Raw genomic sequence first — 17,351 nt, 5'->3', positions numbered from 1 at the left:
TTCAGGCGTGTTGCAGGTTCGGGCCGGTGGCGGCGTGACGGGTCCGCCCCAGGATGAGCAGACAGCCGGCGGTGAAACTGTCGCCGAGGCCAAGCGTCGTTGCCGGCTTGTCCAGATAGGGAGACGCGCAGGCAACAAAAGTCCAGCGTCCTCGGCGTACCGGCGTTTCAAAAGGCAGCGGATGGAATTCGGCGGACGGTGCGATTGCTATATCTCGTGCCGGCGCACCGATAGCCGCCCTGGCGCTGGCGATCGCGCAGCCCGCCATCAGCGCCAGCTCTTCTTCCCCTGGATCGTTGAGCGTCACGGCGGCCGCCCAGGTGTCGGCATGCACGCACACCCGCTCGAGGCCAAGCCGTTCGCCGAGCGCGATCAGGGCCTCCATCGGATGATGCGCCGACGGGTTCATGGCGAGCAGTTCGGAATGGCTCATGCCGAGCGAAGTGATGGCGCCGGTGGTGTGGGAAAGCAGTTTCTCGACAGCCTGTTGCGATACGTAGCCCGCCAGCTCGAAATGGATTGTCTTGAGACCGGCGGCTTTCCAATCGCGGCCCAGTGCAAAGACATGCCGGCTGGCAGCGCCGACATTTTCCGCCGCTTCATCGTTCAGCCCCGAAAGCAGCCCGGCGGCGGCCGAGGGCGCCAGCCGGCGCGACAAGGCCTCGAACTCCCCGTCATGCTGGATGCCGCGGTCGCGGAAGCGCACGACAACGCGTGAGGAACGGGTCGGCATGACAGCGCCGATTGCGCGGCCGGCGGTGAATTCAAAGATGAAGATCTCGGGAATGTGCGGGCCTGAAGCCTGCACCTTGTCCGCCGGCTTGAGCTCACCCTTGTCGGCCAGGAACACACTCGGCGGTATCTGCCGCAGCATCAAGGCGTGGCGATCCTCGAGCGCGACCAGGGAACGGACGCCCAACTGGCCGAGCACCCACGCCGCTTGCGGCCCGGTCCCACCCAGCGCATAGCGTGGCTGCAGGCGCTCGCGCAGCCATGCCGGGCCTTCCAGCCAGTCGAACCGCACCTCGCCGCCTATGCCGCGCGCGGCGCGCGAAAGCAGCATGGCGGCAAGCCGCGCCGCCTGCGTCTCGGCCGGCGCGTCCAGCAGCGGTTGGATATCGCTCATCTCGACCCGTGCATCGACGCAGGCGCTGATGCCGCACAGGAAAAGGCCGGCCGAGGACAACGCGTCCGCGCCAAGCGGACCTGATTGTGGATCGACCAGCGCTGCATAGCGCTGCGCGACCGATCCGGTGAACCCGTCATACATTCCAGCGCTTCTCCTCGCCTGGCGCGCTGCCAATTGCTATCATTATCTTTCAAATCGTCAATGCGGTTTTCGCCTTTCACCGCCTGAGGCAGAAAGAGGCAATGCTTAAAAGGCCGGCCTCTGATGCAGGCAACGAGCGATCTCTACAAAATTCTCAAATTCCATTCCGCATTCGCGCTTTTTGAGAAAGCCATTATAAAACAGCAAGTTAATACCAAATACCGCTCGCACGTTGGTTGCCATTCGCAATACGATCCCGCCTTAATGCGCGCGCCATCCTTCAAATTAGAGAGTTTAGATAGCTATTGACAGATTATGAGAAATGTCTGCAAATGACCGCAGGCTTGATGCGGCGAAGGCGAGGCGCCCGCCCCAAACCCCCGAAAACAGATCTACCGAGGAAGATTATGGTCACGAGACTGGACAGGAAGCTGGCGAACATCCGCGCGGGCCGTTACACGCGGGCCGATTTCGTCATTGCCGACGCCAAGGACAGCGACGTCGGCGCCGGCGTCACCGCGACCGGCTTCGACTATTCGGTCAGGCCGCCGCGCCGCCGCAGCCGCCAGGAATTCATCGCCCAGATCGAGGCGATCATCAAACAGGACATCGTCGACATCATGCTGGTGTCGCAGTCCAATCTCGAGCTTCTCGACGAGCGCGCCGCTTTCTTCGGCAGCGAGATGAAGCCCGCCATCCGCGGCAATCTGGAAACAATGTGCTGGGGCGCCGTGCGCCATGGCACCTATACGCAGACCGCGTCGGTGCCCTTCCGCGACACCAATCTGGCGCGCGCCATCGCCAACTATCCGACGCATGGCACCGACCTTGCGCTCTACTCGGTCTCGTTCAGCAACGATGTCGGGCTCGATGTCAGCGCCCTGAACGCCTTTGCCGAATTCCGCGCCGAGGCTACCCGCACCGGCTTCAGATATTTCTACGAGGTCTTCAATCCGAGCGTGGATCTCGGCCTTAGCCGCGAGCAGATCGGCGAGTTCGTCAACGACAACATCATCAAGTCGCTGGCCAGCGTGCCGAAGGCCGAGCGGCCGCTGTTCCTGAAGACGGCCTACAACGGGCCGAAAGCCCTGGAGGAGCTTGCAAGCTTCGACAGCGAGCTCATCGTCGGCGTGCTTGGCGGCGGCGCCGGCACCACGCGCGACACGTTGGAACTGGTCGCTCAGTCGGAGCGCTACGGCGCCCGTCTTGCCCTCTTCGGCCGCAAGATCAACCTCGCCGAGGCGCCGCTGCAGCTGATCGTGCTGATGCGGGCCGTTGCCGACGGCACGGTTTCTCCGGAAGAGGCGGTGCGCGCCTACCATGGCGAATTGCAGAAGCTCGGCCTGACCCCGAACCGGCCGCTCGCCGACGACCGGACAATCACTGAGGAGGTGCTGACATCGGCGGCTGCGAAAGCAGCCTGACGCCGGACCAAAGCGCGTGGCGATAGCAGCCACGTCTGACGATCCGGCAACGGGTCGCCACGCCCGCGAGATGGAGGCTCGCGTCGCGCATTATCTGGGAACTAAGAAAGGGAGGAATGTAATGAGAAAAATGCTGTTCTTGGCGACGACCATCCTCGCCACCGCGCTTTATTCCGCTTCAGCCTATGCCGATCAGAAAGAGGTCACCGTCTGGTCGTGGTTCGTGCAGAGCACGATGGAAAAGTCGATCGCGGCCTTCGAAAAGGCCCATCCGGACGTGAAGGTCAAATACACCTATTACAACTATTCGCCTGAATACATCACCGCGCTGAAGGCTGCGGCAGCCTCGGGCAGTCTGCCCGACGTGATCGGCCTGCAACCCGGCTCGCTCACCCAGCAATATCGCGAAAACCTCGAGGCGGTGAACGAGCGCGCTGCCAAGCAGTGGGGCGACAAATGGGCGGACAAGGTCTTCCCCGTCAACCGCAAGCAGATGCTGATGGGCAATCCGAAGGGCGACGAGAATTTCTACATCATCCCGCAGGAATCGCAGGTGCTGTGCATCTGGTACAACCGCAAGATCTTCGAGAAGCTCAATCTTTCGCCGCCGAAGACCTATGCCGACCTGAAGGCGGCGGCCAAGGCGCTGACGGACGGCGGCTATATCCCGATGTTCCAGGGTGCGGCCGACGGCTGGCAAAACGAGAACGTCTTCCTGATGCTCGCCAACCAGTTCTCAGCCGGCATCGTCGACAAGGCGCAGGCCGGCGAGACGCCATGGACGGCGCCGGAGCTGGTCGCCGCCATGAAAGCCTGGAAGGGCCTGTTCGACGACGGCATCTTCCAGCAAGGCGCGCTTGGCGCTCATGCTTATCCGACCGGTGCGCAGCTCTTCGCGCAGGGCAAGGTGGGCATGATGGCGCTGGGCTCATGGTGGATGCAGGAAAGCAAGTTCCCGCCGCCGCTGTCGGAATTCGTCCAGAACATGGACGGCTTCGATTTCTTCTATCTGCCCCCGGTCAAGGACGGAAACCCCGCCAGCCCGCCGGTCGGCGGCATCGACATCGGCTATGGCCTGACCAAGAACGGCGGCAAGAACCCGGAGGCCTGGAGCTTCCTTGCCGAGCTGACCAACGGCGTCGGCCTGCAGGAGGCGCTGAACGACCTCAACGACCTTCCGGCCTTCGACGGCAATTCGCCGAAGGGCGATATCACCGACCATGTGAAGGACATGTCGGCCCGCTTCATGGCCGATTTGCCGAAGGCTGAGAACCAGCGCTTCGCCTCGCCGGCGATCGCCGAGGCGCTCGACAATGCGCTGGCCGGCGTTGCGGCTGGCAGCATCGAGCCGGAAGCAGCCCTGGCCGCCGTCCAAGCGGCGACAGAGAAGGCTCTCGCGGCAAAATAATCCACGACCAACTGCCGGGCGCGGAGACGCGCCCGGACTTTTTCAGTCTTGAGATGGCAAGCATCAATGAGCGCAGAGGCCATGCGAGCCGGAGCCGCCAACGCGGCGGTGAAAGGGCGATCGGCATCGAGAACTTCGACGCTCTACCTCTTTGCGCTGCCGGCAACACTGCTCTTCGTCGTCTTCATCGCCTATCCGATCCTCTGGGTTGCCGAGCAAAGCTTCTACGCCGGCCGGACGGATGGCGGATCGGTCTTTGCCGGCTTCGCCAACTACACCACCATTCTCGCCGATCCGACCTTCTGGATCGTGGTGCGCAACATGCTTCTGTGGGGCGCGATCACCATACCCGTGCAGATGCTGATCGGCGGGCTGCTCGCCTACTTCATCGAGCGCCACACGCACGCCTTGCGCGGCTTCTTCCGCACCATGTTCTTCCTGCCGGTGGTGACGTCGGTCTCGGTCATCAGCCTGGTCTGGGTGCAGATCTACGCCCCCTATTACGGCATCGCCCAGGAATATCTGAAGCATCTCGGCATCGTCATGATGACATCGCCGATCGGCGACCCGAAGACCGCGATCTACGCGCTGATCGTCGTCAACATCTGGCAATGGACCGGGTTTTCGATGCTGATGTACATCGCCGGCATCGCCAACCTGCCGACCGAGGTGCTCGACGCCGCCCGCATCGACGGCGCCAGGGGCTGGCGGCTTGCCGTCCATATCATCGTGCCGATGCTGGCGCCAGCGACGAAATCGCTGCTGCTGCTCGGCGTCATCGGAACGCTGCAGACCTTCCCGATCGTGCATCTGATGACCGGCGGCGGCCCGAACCGCGCCAGCGAGGTCTTCGGCACCTTCATCTTCAAGCAGAGCTTCGTGCTCGGCGACACCGGAAGCGGCGCGGCACTTTCCGTCATCGTGCTGGTCATCGCCCTGGTGCTGTCGCTGATCCAGATCGCGCTGCTCGGCGCCCGCCTGTCGCCGGCGGGGAAGGACGAGTCTTGATGGCGCCGCTCGCCCGCAACCGCATCCGCGGCGTGGTCATCCATGCCATCCTCTTCATCGTGCTCGGCTTCTGGATGGTGCCGCAGGTCTACATGCTGTCGATCGGCCTGCGCACGCCGGCGCAGGCTTTTGACGCGGCGCTCTTCACCTGGCCGGTGACCTTCGACAACTTCGTCACCGTGATCCGCGACAATCCGCTGGGTGGTATTTTCTTGAACAGCCTGATCATCACCGTCGCGACGGTGGCGATCGTGGTCGCCGTCTCATCGCTGTTTGCCTTCGCCTGCGCGATCCTGCGGCTGAAAGGCTCGATGCTGCTCTACGCGACGCTGCTTACCACTCTGATGGTGCCGCTCGCCTCAATGGTGCTGCCTCTTGCCATCCTGCTCAAGAATTTCGGCTGGGTGAACACCTATATCGGCCTCATCCTGCCCTACGCCGCGCTCGGCGTGCCGTTCGCCATGGTCATCCTCAAGGCGTTCATGGAAGACGCGCCGCGCGAGCTTTTCGAGGCTGCGCGGGTGGATGGCTGCAACGCCTGGCAGACTTACTGGCATGTCGCGCTGCCGCTGGTCCGGCCGGCGCTGGTCTTCGTCACCATCTGGCAGTTCATCGTCACCTGGAACGAATTCTTCCTCGCTTTGATCGTGCTGACCAGGAGCGAGATGAAGACGCTCACCATCGTGCCGATGCAGTATTCCGGCCTCTACATGGCCAATCCCGGCGCGCTCTTCGCGATCCTGACGCTGATCGCGCTTCCCTTGATCCTCCTCTATGTGCTGGTGCAGCGCGCCTTCGTGCGCGGCCTGCTGGCCGGCGCGGTGAAAGGCTAGGCCCATGGCGACGCTCATCATCGACAAGGTCACCAAGGCCTTCGGTCACACCACGGTCATCCCGGAACTGTCGCTGACCATCGAGGACGGCGAGTTCTGCGTCTTAGTCGGGCCGTCTGGATGCGGCAAGTCGACTTTGCTGCGCATCATCGCCGGGCTGGAGCCGATCAGCTCGGGCCGCATCCTGGTCGACGGCGTCGACATGAGCGGTGCCGAGCCGCCGGAACGGGGCGTGGCGATGGTGTTCCAGTCCTACGCGCTCTATCCGCATATGAATGTCGACCGCAACATCGGCTTCGGCCTGAAGATCGCCCGCACGCCGTTGGCCGAGATCGTCGAGCGCGTCGGCCGTGCCGCCGAAAAACTGCGGCTCGGCTCGTACCTGAAACGCAAGCCGCGTGAGCTTTCCGGCGGCCAGCGTCAGCGCGTCGCCATCGGCCGCGCCATGACGCGCAAGCCGAAGCTGTTCCTGCTCGACGAGCCGCTGTCCAATCTGGATGCCGCGCTGCGTGTCGGCATGCGCGTCGAGATCGCGCGGCTGAAGGCGGAGCTTGCTTCGACCATGGTCTATGTCACGCACGACCAGGTCGAGGCGATGACGCTCGCCGACCGCATCGTGGTGATGAACGGCGGGCGCATCGAGCAGGTCGGCGCGCCGCTCGACCTTTACCACCGGCCGGCCAATCTCTTCGTCGCCGGCTTCATCGGTTCGCCGGCGATGAATTTCCTGAAGGGCTCGGTCACTTCGGTTCGAAGCAATCTGGCGACGATTCTGCTCAATCTAGGGCTTTCGCTCGAATTGCCCGTTTCCGAGCCCCTGAAGCCCGGAGCCGAGGTAACCATCGGCATCCGGCCGGAACACATCGTGCGGTCCACCGAGGGCGATGCGTTCGTCGTCAAGGCGAGCGTGGTCGAACTTCTGGGCAGCGACACCTTCATCCATGTGCGCGAAGGCGAGGAGAACCTGGTCATCCGCGACAGCAGCGGCCGCATGGCCCGCGCCGGCGATCGCATCGCCATCTCCCTGCCGCCCCACGCCTGCCATCTCTTCAATGAAGCGGGCCAAAGAATTTCCGATGCGGCGGCAGCCACCGAGCTCGCCTGACACCAACTTGAAGACCACTACGAAGAGGAAACCATGACGGATTTTCACGGACGCAACATTCTGGTGACGGGTGGCAGCGGCGGCATTGGCGGCACCACCGTGCGGCATCTGGTCAAGGCCAACGCCAATGTAATCGCCGCCGGTCGCTCGCAAGAGGCGCTCGCGGCAATCGCCAAGGAGACCGGTTGCCGCACGGTGAGCTTCGACCTTGGCTCCGAGGACGATATCCGCGATGCGCTCGAAGGCCTCGATCTTTGGGGGTCGTCAATTGCGGCGGCTTCGGCGGCGAGATCGCGACGCCGATGGACACCGACATTGCCATTTTCGACAAGGTGATCACCGTCAATGCGCGCGGCGCGCTTTTGGTCACCAAATATGCGACGCGGCAGATGGTGGCGCTCGGCAAGGGCGGCGCGATCGTCAACGTCTCCAGCCAGGCGGCGCTGGTCGCGCTTGACGGGCACATTTCCTACGGCTCGTCCAAGGCGGCACTCGAAAACATCACCCGCTGCTCGGCGCTGGAGCTCGGCAAATACAACATACGCGTCAACAGCGTGAACCCGACCGTGGTGATGACACCGATCTCGTCCGGCCACTGGAGCCAGCCGCATGTCGCCGAGCCGTTCCTCAAGCAGATGCCGCTTGGACGCTGGGCGACCGAGGACGAAGTGGCCGGCCCTATCGTGTTCCTGCTCAGCGACGCCGCCTCGATGATCACCGGCATCCATTTGCCGATCGACGGCGGCTACACCTGCCGGTGAGATCGGGCGCATAGCGAGCATTCGAGCGGCCCGCCTGCGCCAGCGGCGGCTCGACCTCGCGGACAGAAGCAATCAGATGCCCCGGCCGGGTCAGCCTGAGACAATTTCGTAGTGAAGTATCTGGGCGTCGCCGAGGGACGATCTGCGTCCAGGCGAGATGACGCCGGCGCCGAAGAGGAGAATATCTTCGCGGCGCACGAATACTTCGTGACCGGGTCCCATCGACACAAATGTGCCCGACGAGCTTCGCTCGACAAGCCGGGCCTTGCCATTCGAGATGGTAAAGGTCGCGTGGTGCCTCGAGACCCAGGGCCGCTGGACGACGATATCGCATTCCGGAGATCGGCCGATGGTCACCAATTCGTTGTTTCGGCAGGATCTCGACTGATCTCCATAGCGGATGACCAGATTGATCTGCCGCGGCGGGGCGGAGCGCCTATCGACAATGGTGCCCCCGCGGGCGACGTGGGTACTGACGGCCCCATCGTCGCTCCTCAGGGTATAGACATCGAAGAGTTCCTGCTTTCCCTTGAAGGCCATTTTGTCGAGGAGCCGCAAGGTACTGCGGCTGCCCGCGGAAAGGGCTTCGAAGAAGCTCTGGCTGATCAGGACCTCCCCAGGGTTGGCCGTAGTGGACAACCTTGCGGTGACGTTGACAACGTCGCCGAACACCGCGCCCCGCGCGCGAATGACCGCCCCGAAATGCAATCCGATACGGGCGCTCAACGCCCCTTCCGTCAGTTGGTGGCTGATTTGGCAGACGGCCCTCAGCGCCGCCTCCGGGCTCTCGAACAGGCTGAGCACGTCATCGCCTTTCGAGTGAATGAAATCGCCGCCGTGCTGGGCGGCGATCTCGCGTATCGCGTCCAACCAACCCGAAACCTGCCGCAGGGCGGCATCGTCTCCTATGCGCTCATAGAGCGGCGTGCTGCCCACGACATCAGCCAAGAGGACTGCTGTTAGAAGTCTTTCCTGATCCATCGATCTCGTATCCGCCGCGAGAACGCAGCGTATATAACATACCAAAGCTGACCTTGGCTTATCTACCTGTGCACCCTGCGCCGGCGCAACGGGGCAAGTGCTTTGGGCGATTATCTCGGACCGACAGGCATCTGCCTTCACTCATCCCGTCAAACAGGTTATCGGCCCTCAAAAATAGCGGCGATAAAGACGTTTCGTTTCCCTAACCCGGGCTGCCCGCCGCCGGATTGGCGAGGACGGCCGCGCGGAACCGGGCGACGAAATCGTCAAGCGCCGGGCGCTCGGCGTCCGAGATCGCCCAGTAGGAGAAGGCGTCGTCGGTCCAGTGCACGAGAAGGAAGCCGCCGGCCGACAGATCGTCCGCCACGGGCATTGACTTGGCCTCGTTCTGGCGCGGCGCCGCCACCAGCGTGATCAGGTGCTCGTGATGGCGGTAGACCAGCGCCGGCATCGGCCGGTCGCCGATCACCTCGACACGGCCACCAAGCAGCGCGAAGCCATCCTTGGCCATGTCGGGCGCCGCCGGCGAGACGCCGATGCGGCCATCGAGCCACGGCTTCACCGTGTGGCGATCCGACGAGACGATGTCGACCGGGGTTGCGGCGAGCAGGCTGCGGCGATGGCCGTTGGCGACGGCGACCGCAAAGCTCTCCGGGGCATTGTCGACCATCAGCCACTGCGTCGCGCCGCTGGCGAGAAACGCCGTCAGCACGATCGAGGCCGCCATCTGGCGCCAGTCGAAAGAGGCGAAGCGGCGCGCGGCGCGTGGCCGCATCTCGATGACTTTGCCCTGTTGTTGCTGTGCTGGCGCTTCCACGGCCTCGGCCTGCGCGGTTTCGGCTTCGTCGGCACCCTTCACCGCGGCAATGGCCGCGATGCGCGCCAGGAAGTCGTCGCTGACGGCGGGACGCTGCACATTGGCGAGCGCGCCACGCAGCGCGACCAGCCGTGCATGCTCGGCGGCAAGGTCCGGATCGGCGGCCATGCGACGCTCGACGGCAAGGGCTGCCGCGGCGTCTAGCTCGCCATCGACAAGGGCGTGGATCATCAGTTTCATATCCTGCGGGTCTTGCGGCAATCCATCCTCACGCGGGCGATTTTCATGCGGGCTCATGGTGACGCCCTCCAAGTTCCGTCATCAACAGACCGCGGGCCCGCGCCAGCCGCGACATCACCGTGCCTTGCGGCACGCCGAGCATGGTGGCGATCTCGCGGTAGCTGAGACCGTTAATGTCACGCAGCACCACCGTCTCGCGAAACGCTTCCGGCAACCCTGCGATCGCGGCCTCTACAGCCGCTGTATTCGCCTTGGCGATCAGCACCGCTTCCGGGCTGTCTGAATTGTCGGGCAGCGGCGAGACATCCTCGAGGTCGGCGAGATCGCCGACGGAGACAACGGCGCGCGGACGGTTGCGCGCCATCCAGGTGTAGGAGGCGTTGCGCACGATTGTCAGCAGCCAGGCGCGGGCGTTGCCGCCGGAAAAGCCGGCAATGCCGGCATGCGCCTTGAGGCAGGCTTCCTGTACCACATCCTCGGCATCGGCCGTGTTGCCGGTCAGCCAACGGGCGAGCGACAGCGCGTCGCCGAGATGCGGCAGCACCACTTCGGCAAAACGCGCGGCCAGGATCTTTTCGCTCAACACCGTTCCACCGTCAGGCGCTCCCGCCAAGGGCTTGCCGCCATCCTCAGATGGCGCTGACCTGTCCCTGCTCGTGCGGGTGAAGATCGCGACTGCAGGCGAAGGCGCCTGCTTCGGGGGAGGTGAAGGCATTGGGGTCACCGGAGTCAAGGGTCTCGGAAGCAAGGGGCGCCTCGAAGAGAACGGCGCATCGCTGGCTGCAATGAGATGCTGGCCGTCATGGACGTAAATCTCGATGGTTGTGATCGGCACGGATCAGGGCCGGCGACGGGGCGGTATGGCACGGAAGAGATGCGCCCAGCTCATGCGCTCCAAAGGACGGCGATGGCTGACGCCCTCGCCCGCTTCGGTCGCAATCCTTTTGTCTTCATGCCGCTTCATGTTGGTCTCCTGCTGCTGCGCGCACATCCGGCGCATGCCCTGAAGACCAGCGGACCAGGCTATTTATTCCCTGCCGTCCGGTTTTTTCGCTCACGCTAATGTGATCGTTTTCATTGGGATTGAGTTCGGCAGTGGCGGCTTTGTTATCCGGCTCACGCCTGGCCGGCGGCCCGCATGATATCGATCCATCCGGCTTTCAGCGGAGGGGACCGTGCCGGATATCAGTTCAGGCAAGCCATTGCCGTGGACGACATTCAGGGTGATTGCGGCCCTTTTGATCGCCACCTTCGTCTATCGGCTTTGCATCCCAGGCGGCGAATATACCAGCCGGGGTGTCGCGATGCTCGACATTGTCTTGAACATCGGACTACTTGTTGGACTCTATGGCACCAAGCGCACGCTCAGCCAGCAAGCGCCCGGCGACGATCGCTGGAAAGTCGGCACGCCGCTCTACTGGGCGGCGCTGATCTCCGGCATCGGCCTGCTGGTGATCCGCTTCACCGGCAGTTCGGCCTGGTGGACCGGGCATCTGATGCAGGGTTAGTTATTCCTTAGCCGGGACCAGGCTGTCCCGGCGCCCATGTCACGCGTGCAAGTCCGGCGCCTTACTGTGCCGTCCAGCCGCCATCCATCGGCAGCGTCGTCCCGGTGATCTGCCTGGCGGCGTCCGAGCACAGGAACAGCGTCAGTGCGGCAAGCTCGTCGACAGTGACGAATTCCTTGGTCGGCTGCGCGGCCAGAAGCACGTCGTGCTTGACCTGCTCCTCGGTCATGCCGCGCGCCTTCATCGTGTCGGGGATCTGCTTCTCGACCAGCGGTGTCCAGACATAGCCGGGCGCGATCGCGTTCACGGTGATGCCGTTCTGCGCCACTTCCAGCGCCACCGTCTTGGTCAGGCCGGCAATGCCGTGCTTGGCAGAGACATAGGCCGACTTGAACGGCGAGGCGACCAGCGCATGCGCCGAAGCGGTGTTGATGATGCGGCCCCACTTGCGGCTCTTCATGCCGGGCACCACCGCCTTGATGGCATAGAAGGCGGCCAAAAGGTTGATGCGGATGATCGCTTCCCACTTGTCGTCGGGAAACTCCTCGATCGGCGCGACATGCTGGATGCCGGCATTGTTGACCAGGATGTCGAGGCTGCCGAAGGCGGCTTCGGCGTCGTGGACCATCGCAGTCACCGCCGCGCCATCCATCATGTTGGCGTCCGAGTAGCGGCACTTGACGCCGAAATCCTTCTCGATGCCGGCCCGCTCCTGCTCGATCGCCGCGGCGTCGCCGAGCCCGTTGATGGTGACATTGGCGCCCTCGGCGGCAAAAGCGCGGGCGATGGCCAGGCCGATGCCGCTGGTCGAGCCGGTGACGAGCGCATTCTTCGAAGACAGGGAACCCATGGGAGATCTCGCGACAGGAGGGAAGGACTATCAAAGGCACATAGTTTGTGCGCCGCAGCATGACAATGCCACAGCCATATGTCGGCGCTATTACAGTCCAGCAAAGGCTTTGCCGGCTTTCGAACGTGCCTGTCGCGGCGCTGACACGGCACTGTCATGCTGCCGTGCAACATATTTGCCAGCGCGTTCGCGCGGGGTCATTTCAAACTTTTTGGGGGCACCGGAATGGAAATCGCCGACGTCGTGAAGCGCGCCTATGCGATGCCGCTCACCAATCCGTCCTTCCCGCCAGGCCCTTATCGCTTCTTCGACCGCGAATACGTCATCATCACCTACCGCACGACGCGCGAAGCCCTTGAGGCCGTGGTGCCGGCGCCGCTCGAAATCGACGAGCCGCTGGTCAAATACGAGTTCATCCGCATGCCGGATTCGACCGGCTTCGGCGACTACACCGAGACCGGCCAGGTCATCCCGGTGCGCTACCGTGGACAGCATGGCGGCTTCGTCCATTCCATGTATCTCGACGACGACGCGCCGATCGCCGGCGGCCGCGAGCTGTGGGGTTTCCCCAAGAAGCTCGCCAGCCCCAAGATCGTGCATGAGGGCGAAGTGGTGGTGGGCACGCTGCACTATGGCAGCGTGCTGTGCGCCACCGGCACGATGGGCTACAAGCACCGCGAGGCCGACCACGACCAGGTGCTGGCCTCACTCGCCGCACCCAATTTCCTGATCAAGATCATCCCGCATGTCGACGGTAGCCCACGCATCTGCGAACTGGTCCGCTACTACCTCACCGACATCACCTTGAAAGAGGCGTGGACGGCGCCGGCCGCGCTCGATCTCAGGCCGCATGTCATGGCCGACGTGGCGAAACTGCCTGTGCTCGACATCGTTTCGGCCGTTCATTTCAAAGCCGATCTGACGCTGGGCCTCGGCGAAGTCGTGCATGATTACCTCGCTGACCACAGCCAATCCGCTGCCGGCGCGACGAAGCTGGAGAAAGTCAGTGCTTGAACGCAACCGCAGCAAGGCAGCCACAGCCACCATCGAGGAAATCACGGCCCAATATGACCGCATCGCGCTGGTGTTCCAGGGCGGCGGCGCGCTTGGCGCTTATCAGGCCGGCGTCTATCAGGCGCTGGCCGACGCCGGTTGCGAGCCGACCTGGCTCTCCGGTGTTTCGATCGGCGCAATCAACGCGTCGATCATCGCCGGCAACGAGCCAAGCCGGCGCCTGCAGCGGCTGGAACAGTTCTGGCTGACGATCTCGGGCCGCAAGATCTGGCCCTATACGCCCGAAGGCGACATCTATCGCGATATCCGCAACCAGACCTCGTCTTTGATGACGATGACGATGGGCCAGCCCGGTTTCTTCAAGCCGCGCAATCCCAATCCCTGGCTCCAATTGTCGGGAGCCGACGGCGCCACCAGCTTCTACGACACGGCCGAGTTGAAGGACACGCTGGAGAGCCTGATCGACTTCGACGTGTTGAACGATGGCAAGAAGCGCCTCAGCGTCGGCGCGGTCAACGTCAGGACCGGCAATTTCGTTTATTTCGACACCGACAAGGTGCGCATCGGGCCGGAGCACATCATGGCCAGCGGCGCGCTGCCGCCCGCCTTTCCGTCGATCCGCATCGAGGGCGAGTATTATTGGGATGGCGGCATCGTTTCCAACACGCCGCTGCAATATCTGCTCGACCAGGAGGAGGACCGCTCCTCGCTGGTGTTCCAGGTCGATCTGTTCAGCGCCCGCGGCGTGCTGCCGCGCGGCATGGCCGACGTGCTGTCGCGCCACAAGGACATCATGTATTCGAGCCGCACGCGGCAGAACACCGACAATTTCGAGCGCATCCATGCGCTGAAGATGAAGCTGCTCGACGCCCTGAAGCGTGTGCCGCCGGAACAGCTCAAGGACGGCGAGAAGGAACTGATCGCCGACTATTCCGACGCCGGCGTCGTCAACATCGTGCACCTGATCTACCAGCACAAAGGCTATGAAGGCCACGCCAAGGACTATGAGTTCTCCGGCACCTCGATGCGCGAGCATTGGGAAATGGGCCAGGAAGACACCGAGCGCACGCTGCGCCATAAGAAATGGCTGATGCTGCCCAAAAATGTCGAGGGCGTCGCCATCCACGACCTGCATCGGGAAGACCCGACCTGAAGGCGAGGCCGTTGCCCGAGCTCACGCGCGACCTCGCTTGCCGCGACGAGCCCCTCGAAGAGGGCCTTGCGCGCCAAAGGATCCTTCGCCGGTTTCGCTCAGATTGACACAGCGCATTTGTGTGTCACTGGCGCTGCCCCGGCATGCGCCTCAAGGAAGCGCACCGCGTGGCTCATTTGATAGAGCCACCTGAGTTCCGCGGCAACTCGGCGAAAATCGCGGCGCAGGCCAACGCTTGGAACCGCCTCCCTGACTCGATCACACTCCGCGGATTGTGAAGCTCTTCTTAACAGCCCATCGACGTTATCTCGAATAGCTGCTTGCGGAAAGCGGGCGTACATCTGACCGCAAGCAAATGCGCTAGGCTCAATGGGTGCCGCCGATGACCGCCGAAGGTGTTTCCCCCGCAATCGTTCCGCCGCGTGACACCTGGCGCGGCCTGCTCTGGTTTGCGCCGCTGACGGCACTGTGGACGCTGTTGATCTACAGTTGGCCGTTGATCCCGGCCAGTGGCCTTCCGACCACAATCCACCAGCTCGCCGCGCACGCGCTTATCGGGCTGGGTTTGTGGCTCGGCCTCCAAGGCACGAGCCTGACGCTAGGTCAGCGCCGCGTGACCTGGTTGGCGGTGATGATCCCGGACACGCTGTGGCTCGCCGTGGCCTGGAGCGCCGCGATCAATGGCGTCTTCCACCCGAACACTACATTACCGATGTTGCCGTTGGCGATCATCGTGCCCGTGATCATCGGCGCGCCGCTGTTGCTGTTCTCTAAGCGGATCGGGCAGGTGCTCGACGCGATGCCGGCAAGCTGGCTCGTCGCGCTTCAACTCTACCGCGTATTCGGCAGTTGGGCGCTCGCAGCCTGGCTGCATGGTGCGCTGCCCGGCATATTCGCAGTGCCGGCGGGCATCGGCGACATGCTGACCGGACTGTTCGCGTTGCCGGCGGCGATCGCGGTGGCGACCAGCACGGCCAGGGGCCGAAGGGCGGCAACGTTCTGGAACATCCTCGGCCTTGCCGACTTCGCGGTCGCGATCACCATGGGCATGATCACCTCGCCCGGTCCATGGCAATTGATCGTTCCTGATGTGCAAAGCATCGGCGCGGGCGAATATCCCGGTGTGCTGACCCCCGCTTTCGTGGTGCCAAGCTCGATCCTGCTGCATTTGTTGTCGCTGCGCCAATTGCGCCGCCTAAACAGGACGAACGTTGCGCAGCGATAAGAGTATGAAGCCGACAAAAGAAACGGCGCCGCTTGCGACGCCGTTTCTTTTAAGGATGTTCCCCGCTCAGAAAACCTGGCGGAAGATGATGAACAGCACGAAAGCGAGCGCGATCGAGCAGGGCAGCGTCAGCACCCAGGCAAGCAGAAGGTTGCGCACGGTCGACCATTGCAGGCCCGAACCGTTGGCCGCCATCGTGCCGGCAACGCCTGACGACAGCACGTGCGTGGTCGACACCGGCAGGCCGAAACGGTCGGCCATGCCGATGGTGATCATCGCCACCAGCTCGGCAGCCGCGCCCTGGCCGTAGGTCAGGTGGCTCTTGCCGATCTTCTCGCCGACGGTGACGACGATACGCTTCCAGCCGACCATGGTGCCGAGCCCCAGCGCCAGCGCGACGGCGACCTTCACCCAGAGCGGGATGAACTTCGTCGCGTTGTCCACCGCCTTGTGATAGTCGGTGACCGCCTTCAAATCGCCGGCCTGCATCGGCAGCAGCTGCTTCTTGTCGATCAGCTTCAACGCTTCGCCGATCAGGTAGATGTCGTTGCGGGCGTTGCTGACCAGGTCGGTCGGCACGTTGTCGACCGAGGCGTAAGGCTGCAACGAAGCGGTCGTGTTGTGGATATAGGTCTGCAGCGCGACGGTCGTCTGGTCGCTCCAGGTCTTGGTGCGCACAGCGTCCTGAACTGCTGCCTTGGCGGCCGTGGCATCGGCAACGGTAACACCGGGCTTCACATATTTGCCGAGCGCGGTCTCGACGCTGACCGAAGCCGCCTTGTAGGCTTCGAGATAGTTGATGTCGGGCGTGCGGTTGAGCGCATAGGCGGTCGGCACCACGCCGATCAGGATCAGCATGATCAGGCCCATGCCCTTCTGACCGTCATTGGAGCCATGCGCGAAGCTGACACCGGTGCAGGTGAAGATGAGCAGCGCGCGGATCCACCATGGCGGCGGCGCGTTGCCCTTCGGCGCCTCATAGAGCGCCGGATTGCGCACCAGGAGCTTCATGGCATAGAGCAGGACGAAGGCGGCGAAGAAGCCGACGATCGGTGAGACCAGCAAGGTGATGCCGACATTGGTCGCCTGTCCCCAGTCGACGCCGCTGGTGGCGCTGCCGGCCGGAGCCATGAACTGGTTGGCGAGGCCGACGCCGATGATCGAGCCGACCATGGTGTGCGAGCTCGAGGCTGGCAGGCCGAGGAACCATGTGCCGAGGTTCCACAGAATGGCGGCGACCAGAAGGGCGAACACCATCGCAAAACCCGAGGACGAGCCGACCTGCAGGATGAGCTCGACCGGAAGCAGCGACAGGATGCCGAACGCCACAGCGCCGCTCGAGGTCAGGACGCCAAGGAAGTTGAAGACGCCCGACCACATGACGGCGAACTCGGCCGGCAGCGACCGTGTGTAGATGACGGTGGCGACCGCGTTGGCGGTGTCGTGGAAGCCATTGACGAATTCAAAGCCCAGCGCGATCAGAAGCGCGATGCCGAGCAGGATCCACGGCACGGTCTTGGCGACCGCGAGGTCGTTGCCGAGCGCGTAGCCGACATAGATAATGCCGACGAGCACCAGCACGCCGAAGGCCGGCAGGAACCATTTGGCACCGCCCGATTGATCCAGGGGATGATCCGGTCTCGGGATCCCCGCCTCACTGGAAACTACGTCCACCATTGTCCCACTCCGTTTGCATTGCAGCAAAGAACCGAAGAGGACGCTATGTCCGTAGGATGAAGCTGGTGTGACGCTCT

At 63.4% G+C, this 17,351-nt stretch carries 17 protein-coding genes; 11 read left to right on the top strand and 6 right to left on the bottom strand.

Annotation, left to right across the window (positions count from 1 at the left end; translation table 11 throughout):
• Position 1 precedes the first annotated feature (1 nt).
• Positions 2 to 1,270, bottom strand: a complete 1,269-nt coding sequence (locus tag ACVDG8_RS23135; protein ID WP_447256785.1) for an ADP-dependent glucokinase/phosphofructokinase — start codon at positions 1,268 to 1,270, stop codon at positions 2 to 4.
• 407 nt (positions 1,271 to 1,677) lie between these two features.
• On the opposite strand from ACVDG8_RS23135, the gene ACVDG8_RS23130 reads away from it, so the two are divergent.
• The 7 genes from ACVDG8_RS23130 (at position 1,678) to ACVDG8_RS23100 (ending at position 7,809) form a co-directional block, all read left to right on the top strand.
• The gene (locus ACVDG8_RS23130) at positions 1,678 to 2,694 is read left to right on the top strand and encodes a hypothetical protein (RefSeq protein ID WP_447256784.1); all 1,017 of its coding nucleotides are present in this window, start codon (positions 1,678 to 1,680) and stop codon (positions 2,692 to 2,694) included.
• Between the two features lie 121 nt (positions 2,695 to 2,815).
• Positions 2,816 to 4,102 (top strand): ABC transporter substrate-binding protein, encoded by a 1,287-nt coding sequence (locus ACVDG8_RS23125; protein WP_447256783.1) that lies wholly within the window; start codon positions 2,816 to 2,818, stop codon positions 4,100 to 4,102.
• Positions 4,103 to 4,168: 66 nt separating this feature from the next.
• Entirely contained in the window at positions 4,169 to 5,110 is a 942-nt protein-coding gene (locus ACVDG8_RS23120) for a carbohydrate ABC transporter permease (RefSeq protein ID WP_447256782.1), read from the top strand.
• Positions 5,110 to 5,943, top strand: coding sequence for a carbohydrate ABC transporter permease (locus ACVDG8_RS23115; RefSeq protein ID WP_447256781.1), 834 nt, complete (start codon positions 5,110 to 5,112; stop codon positions 5,941 to 5,943). The genes ACVDG8_RS23120 and ACVDG8_RS23115 overlap by 1 nt, the downstream gene beginning before the upstream one ends.
• 4 nt (positions 5,944 to 5,947) lie before the next feature.
• Complete coding sequence (locus tag ACVDG8_RS23110) at positions 5,948 to 7,048, top strand: ABC transporter ATP-binding protein (protein ID WP_447256780.1); 1,101 nt, start codon at positions 5,948 to 5,950, stop codon at positions 7,046 to 7,048.
• Positions 7,049 to 7,081: 33 nt separating this feature from the next.
• A complete protein-coding gene (locus ACVDG8_RS23105; RefSeq protein WP_455707230.1) occupies positions 7,082 to 7,384 on the top strand; it encodes an SDR family NAD(P)-dependent oxidoreductase in 303 nt (100 codons plus the stop codon).
• Positions 7,351 to 7,809 carry an SDR family oxidoreductase gene (locus ACVDG8_RS23100; RefSeq protein WP_455707229.1) on the top strand — a complete coding sequence of 153 codons (459 nt, stop codon included), beginning with the start codon at positions 7,351 to 7,353 and terminating at the stop codon, positions 7,807 to 7,809. The genes ACVDG8_RS23105 and ACVDG8_RS23100 overlap by 34 nt, the downstream gene beginning before the upstream one ends.
• A gap of 90 nt (positions 7,810 to 7,899) precedes the next feature.
• Here the strand turns inward: ACVDG8_RS23100 and ACVDG8_RS23095 are convergent, their stop codons facing one another.
• The 3 genes from ACVDG8_RS23095 to ACVDG8_RS23085 form a co-directional block, all read right to left on the bottom strand.
• Entirely contained in the window at positions 7,900 to 8,790 is an 891-nt protein-coding gene (locus tag ACVDG8_RS23095) for an adenylate/guanylate cyclase domain-containing protein (RefSeq protein WP_447256778.1), read from the bottom strand.
• 202 nt (positions 8,791 to 8,992) lie between these two features.
• Positions 8,993 to 9,904, bottom strand: a complete 912-nt coding sequence (locus ACVDG8_RS23090) for an anti-sigma factor family protein (RefSeq protein ID WP_447256777.1) — start codon at positions 9,902 to 9,904, stop codon at positions 8,993 to 8,995.
• Positions 9,891 to 10,430 (bottom strand): sigma-70 family RNA polymerase sigma factor, encoded by a 540-nt coding sequence (locus tag ACVDG8_RS23085; protein ID WP_447256776.1) that lies wholly within the window; start codon positions 10,428 to 10,430, stop codon positions 9,891 to 9,893. Before ACVDG8_RS23085 ends, ACVDG8_RS23090 begins: the two co-directional genes overlap by 14 nt.
• Before the next feature lie 592 nt (positions 10,431 to 11,022).
• Between ACVDG8_RS23085 and ACVDG8_RS23080 the strand changes: the two genes are divergently transcribed.
• Positions 11,023 to 11,355, top strand: a complete 333-nt coding sequence (locus ACVDG8_RS23080) for a hypothetical protein (protein ID WP_447256774.1) — start codon at positions 11,023 to 11,025, stop codon at positions 11,353 to 11,355.
• Between the two features lie 61 nt (positions 11,356 to 11,416).
• Here the strand turns inward: ACVDG8_RS23080 and ACVDG8_RS23075 are convergent, their stop codons facing one another.
• Positions 11,417 to 12,205, bottom strand: a complete 789-nt coding sequence (locus ACVDG8_RS23075) for a 3-hydroxybutyrate dehydrogenase (protein WP_447256773.1) — start codon at positions 12,203 to 12,205, stop codon at positions 11,417 to 11,419.
• Positions 12,206 to 12,430: 225 nt separating this feature from the next.
• Between ACVDG8_RS23075 and ACVDG8_RS23070 the strand changes: the two genes are divergently transcribed.
• The 3 genes from ACVDG8_RS23070 to ACVDG8_RS23060 all read left to right on the top strand — a co-directional run bounded on the left by ACVDG8_RS23070 (position 12,431) and on the right by ACVDG8_RS23060 (position 15,597).
• Positions 12,431 to 13,219, top strand: a complete 789-nt coding sequence (locus ACVDG8_RS23070; protein ID WP_447256772.1) for an acetoacetate decarboxylase — start codon at positions 12,431 to 12,433, stop codon at positions 13,217 to 13,219.
• Entirely contained in the window at positions 13,212 to 14,372 is a 1,161-nt protein-coding gene (locus ACVDG8_RS23065) for a patatin-like phospholipase family protein (protein WP_447256771.1), read from the top strand. Before ACVDG8_RS23070 ends, ACVDG8_RS23065 begins: the two co-directional genes overlap by 8 nt.
• Before the next feature lie 382 nt (positions 14,373 to 14,754).
• A complete protein-coding gene (locus ACVDG8_RS23060; protein ID WP_447256770.1) occupies positions 14,755 to 15,597 on the top strand; it encodes an MFS transporter in 843 nt (280 codons plus the stop codon).
• A 66-nt stretch (positions 15,598 to 15,663) separates the two neighbouring features.
• Here the strand turns inward: ACVDG8_RS23060 and ACVDG8_RS23055 are convergent, their stop codons facing one another.
• Positions 15,664 to 17,274, bottom strand: coding sequence for an inorganic phosphate transporter (locus tag ACVDG8_RS23055; RefSeq protein ID WP_447256769.1), 1,611 nt, complete (start codon positions 17,272 to 17,274; stop codon positions 15,664 to 15,666).
• Positions 17,275 to 17,351 lie beyond the last annotated feature (77 nt).

The organism is Mesorhizobium sp. ORM8.1 (assembly GCF_053005525.2).
The sequence above is the reverse complement of the archived record's forward strand: the minus strand, read 5'-3'. Positions and strand labels throughout refer to the sequence as shown.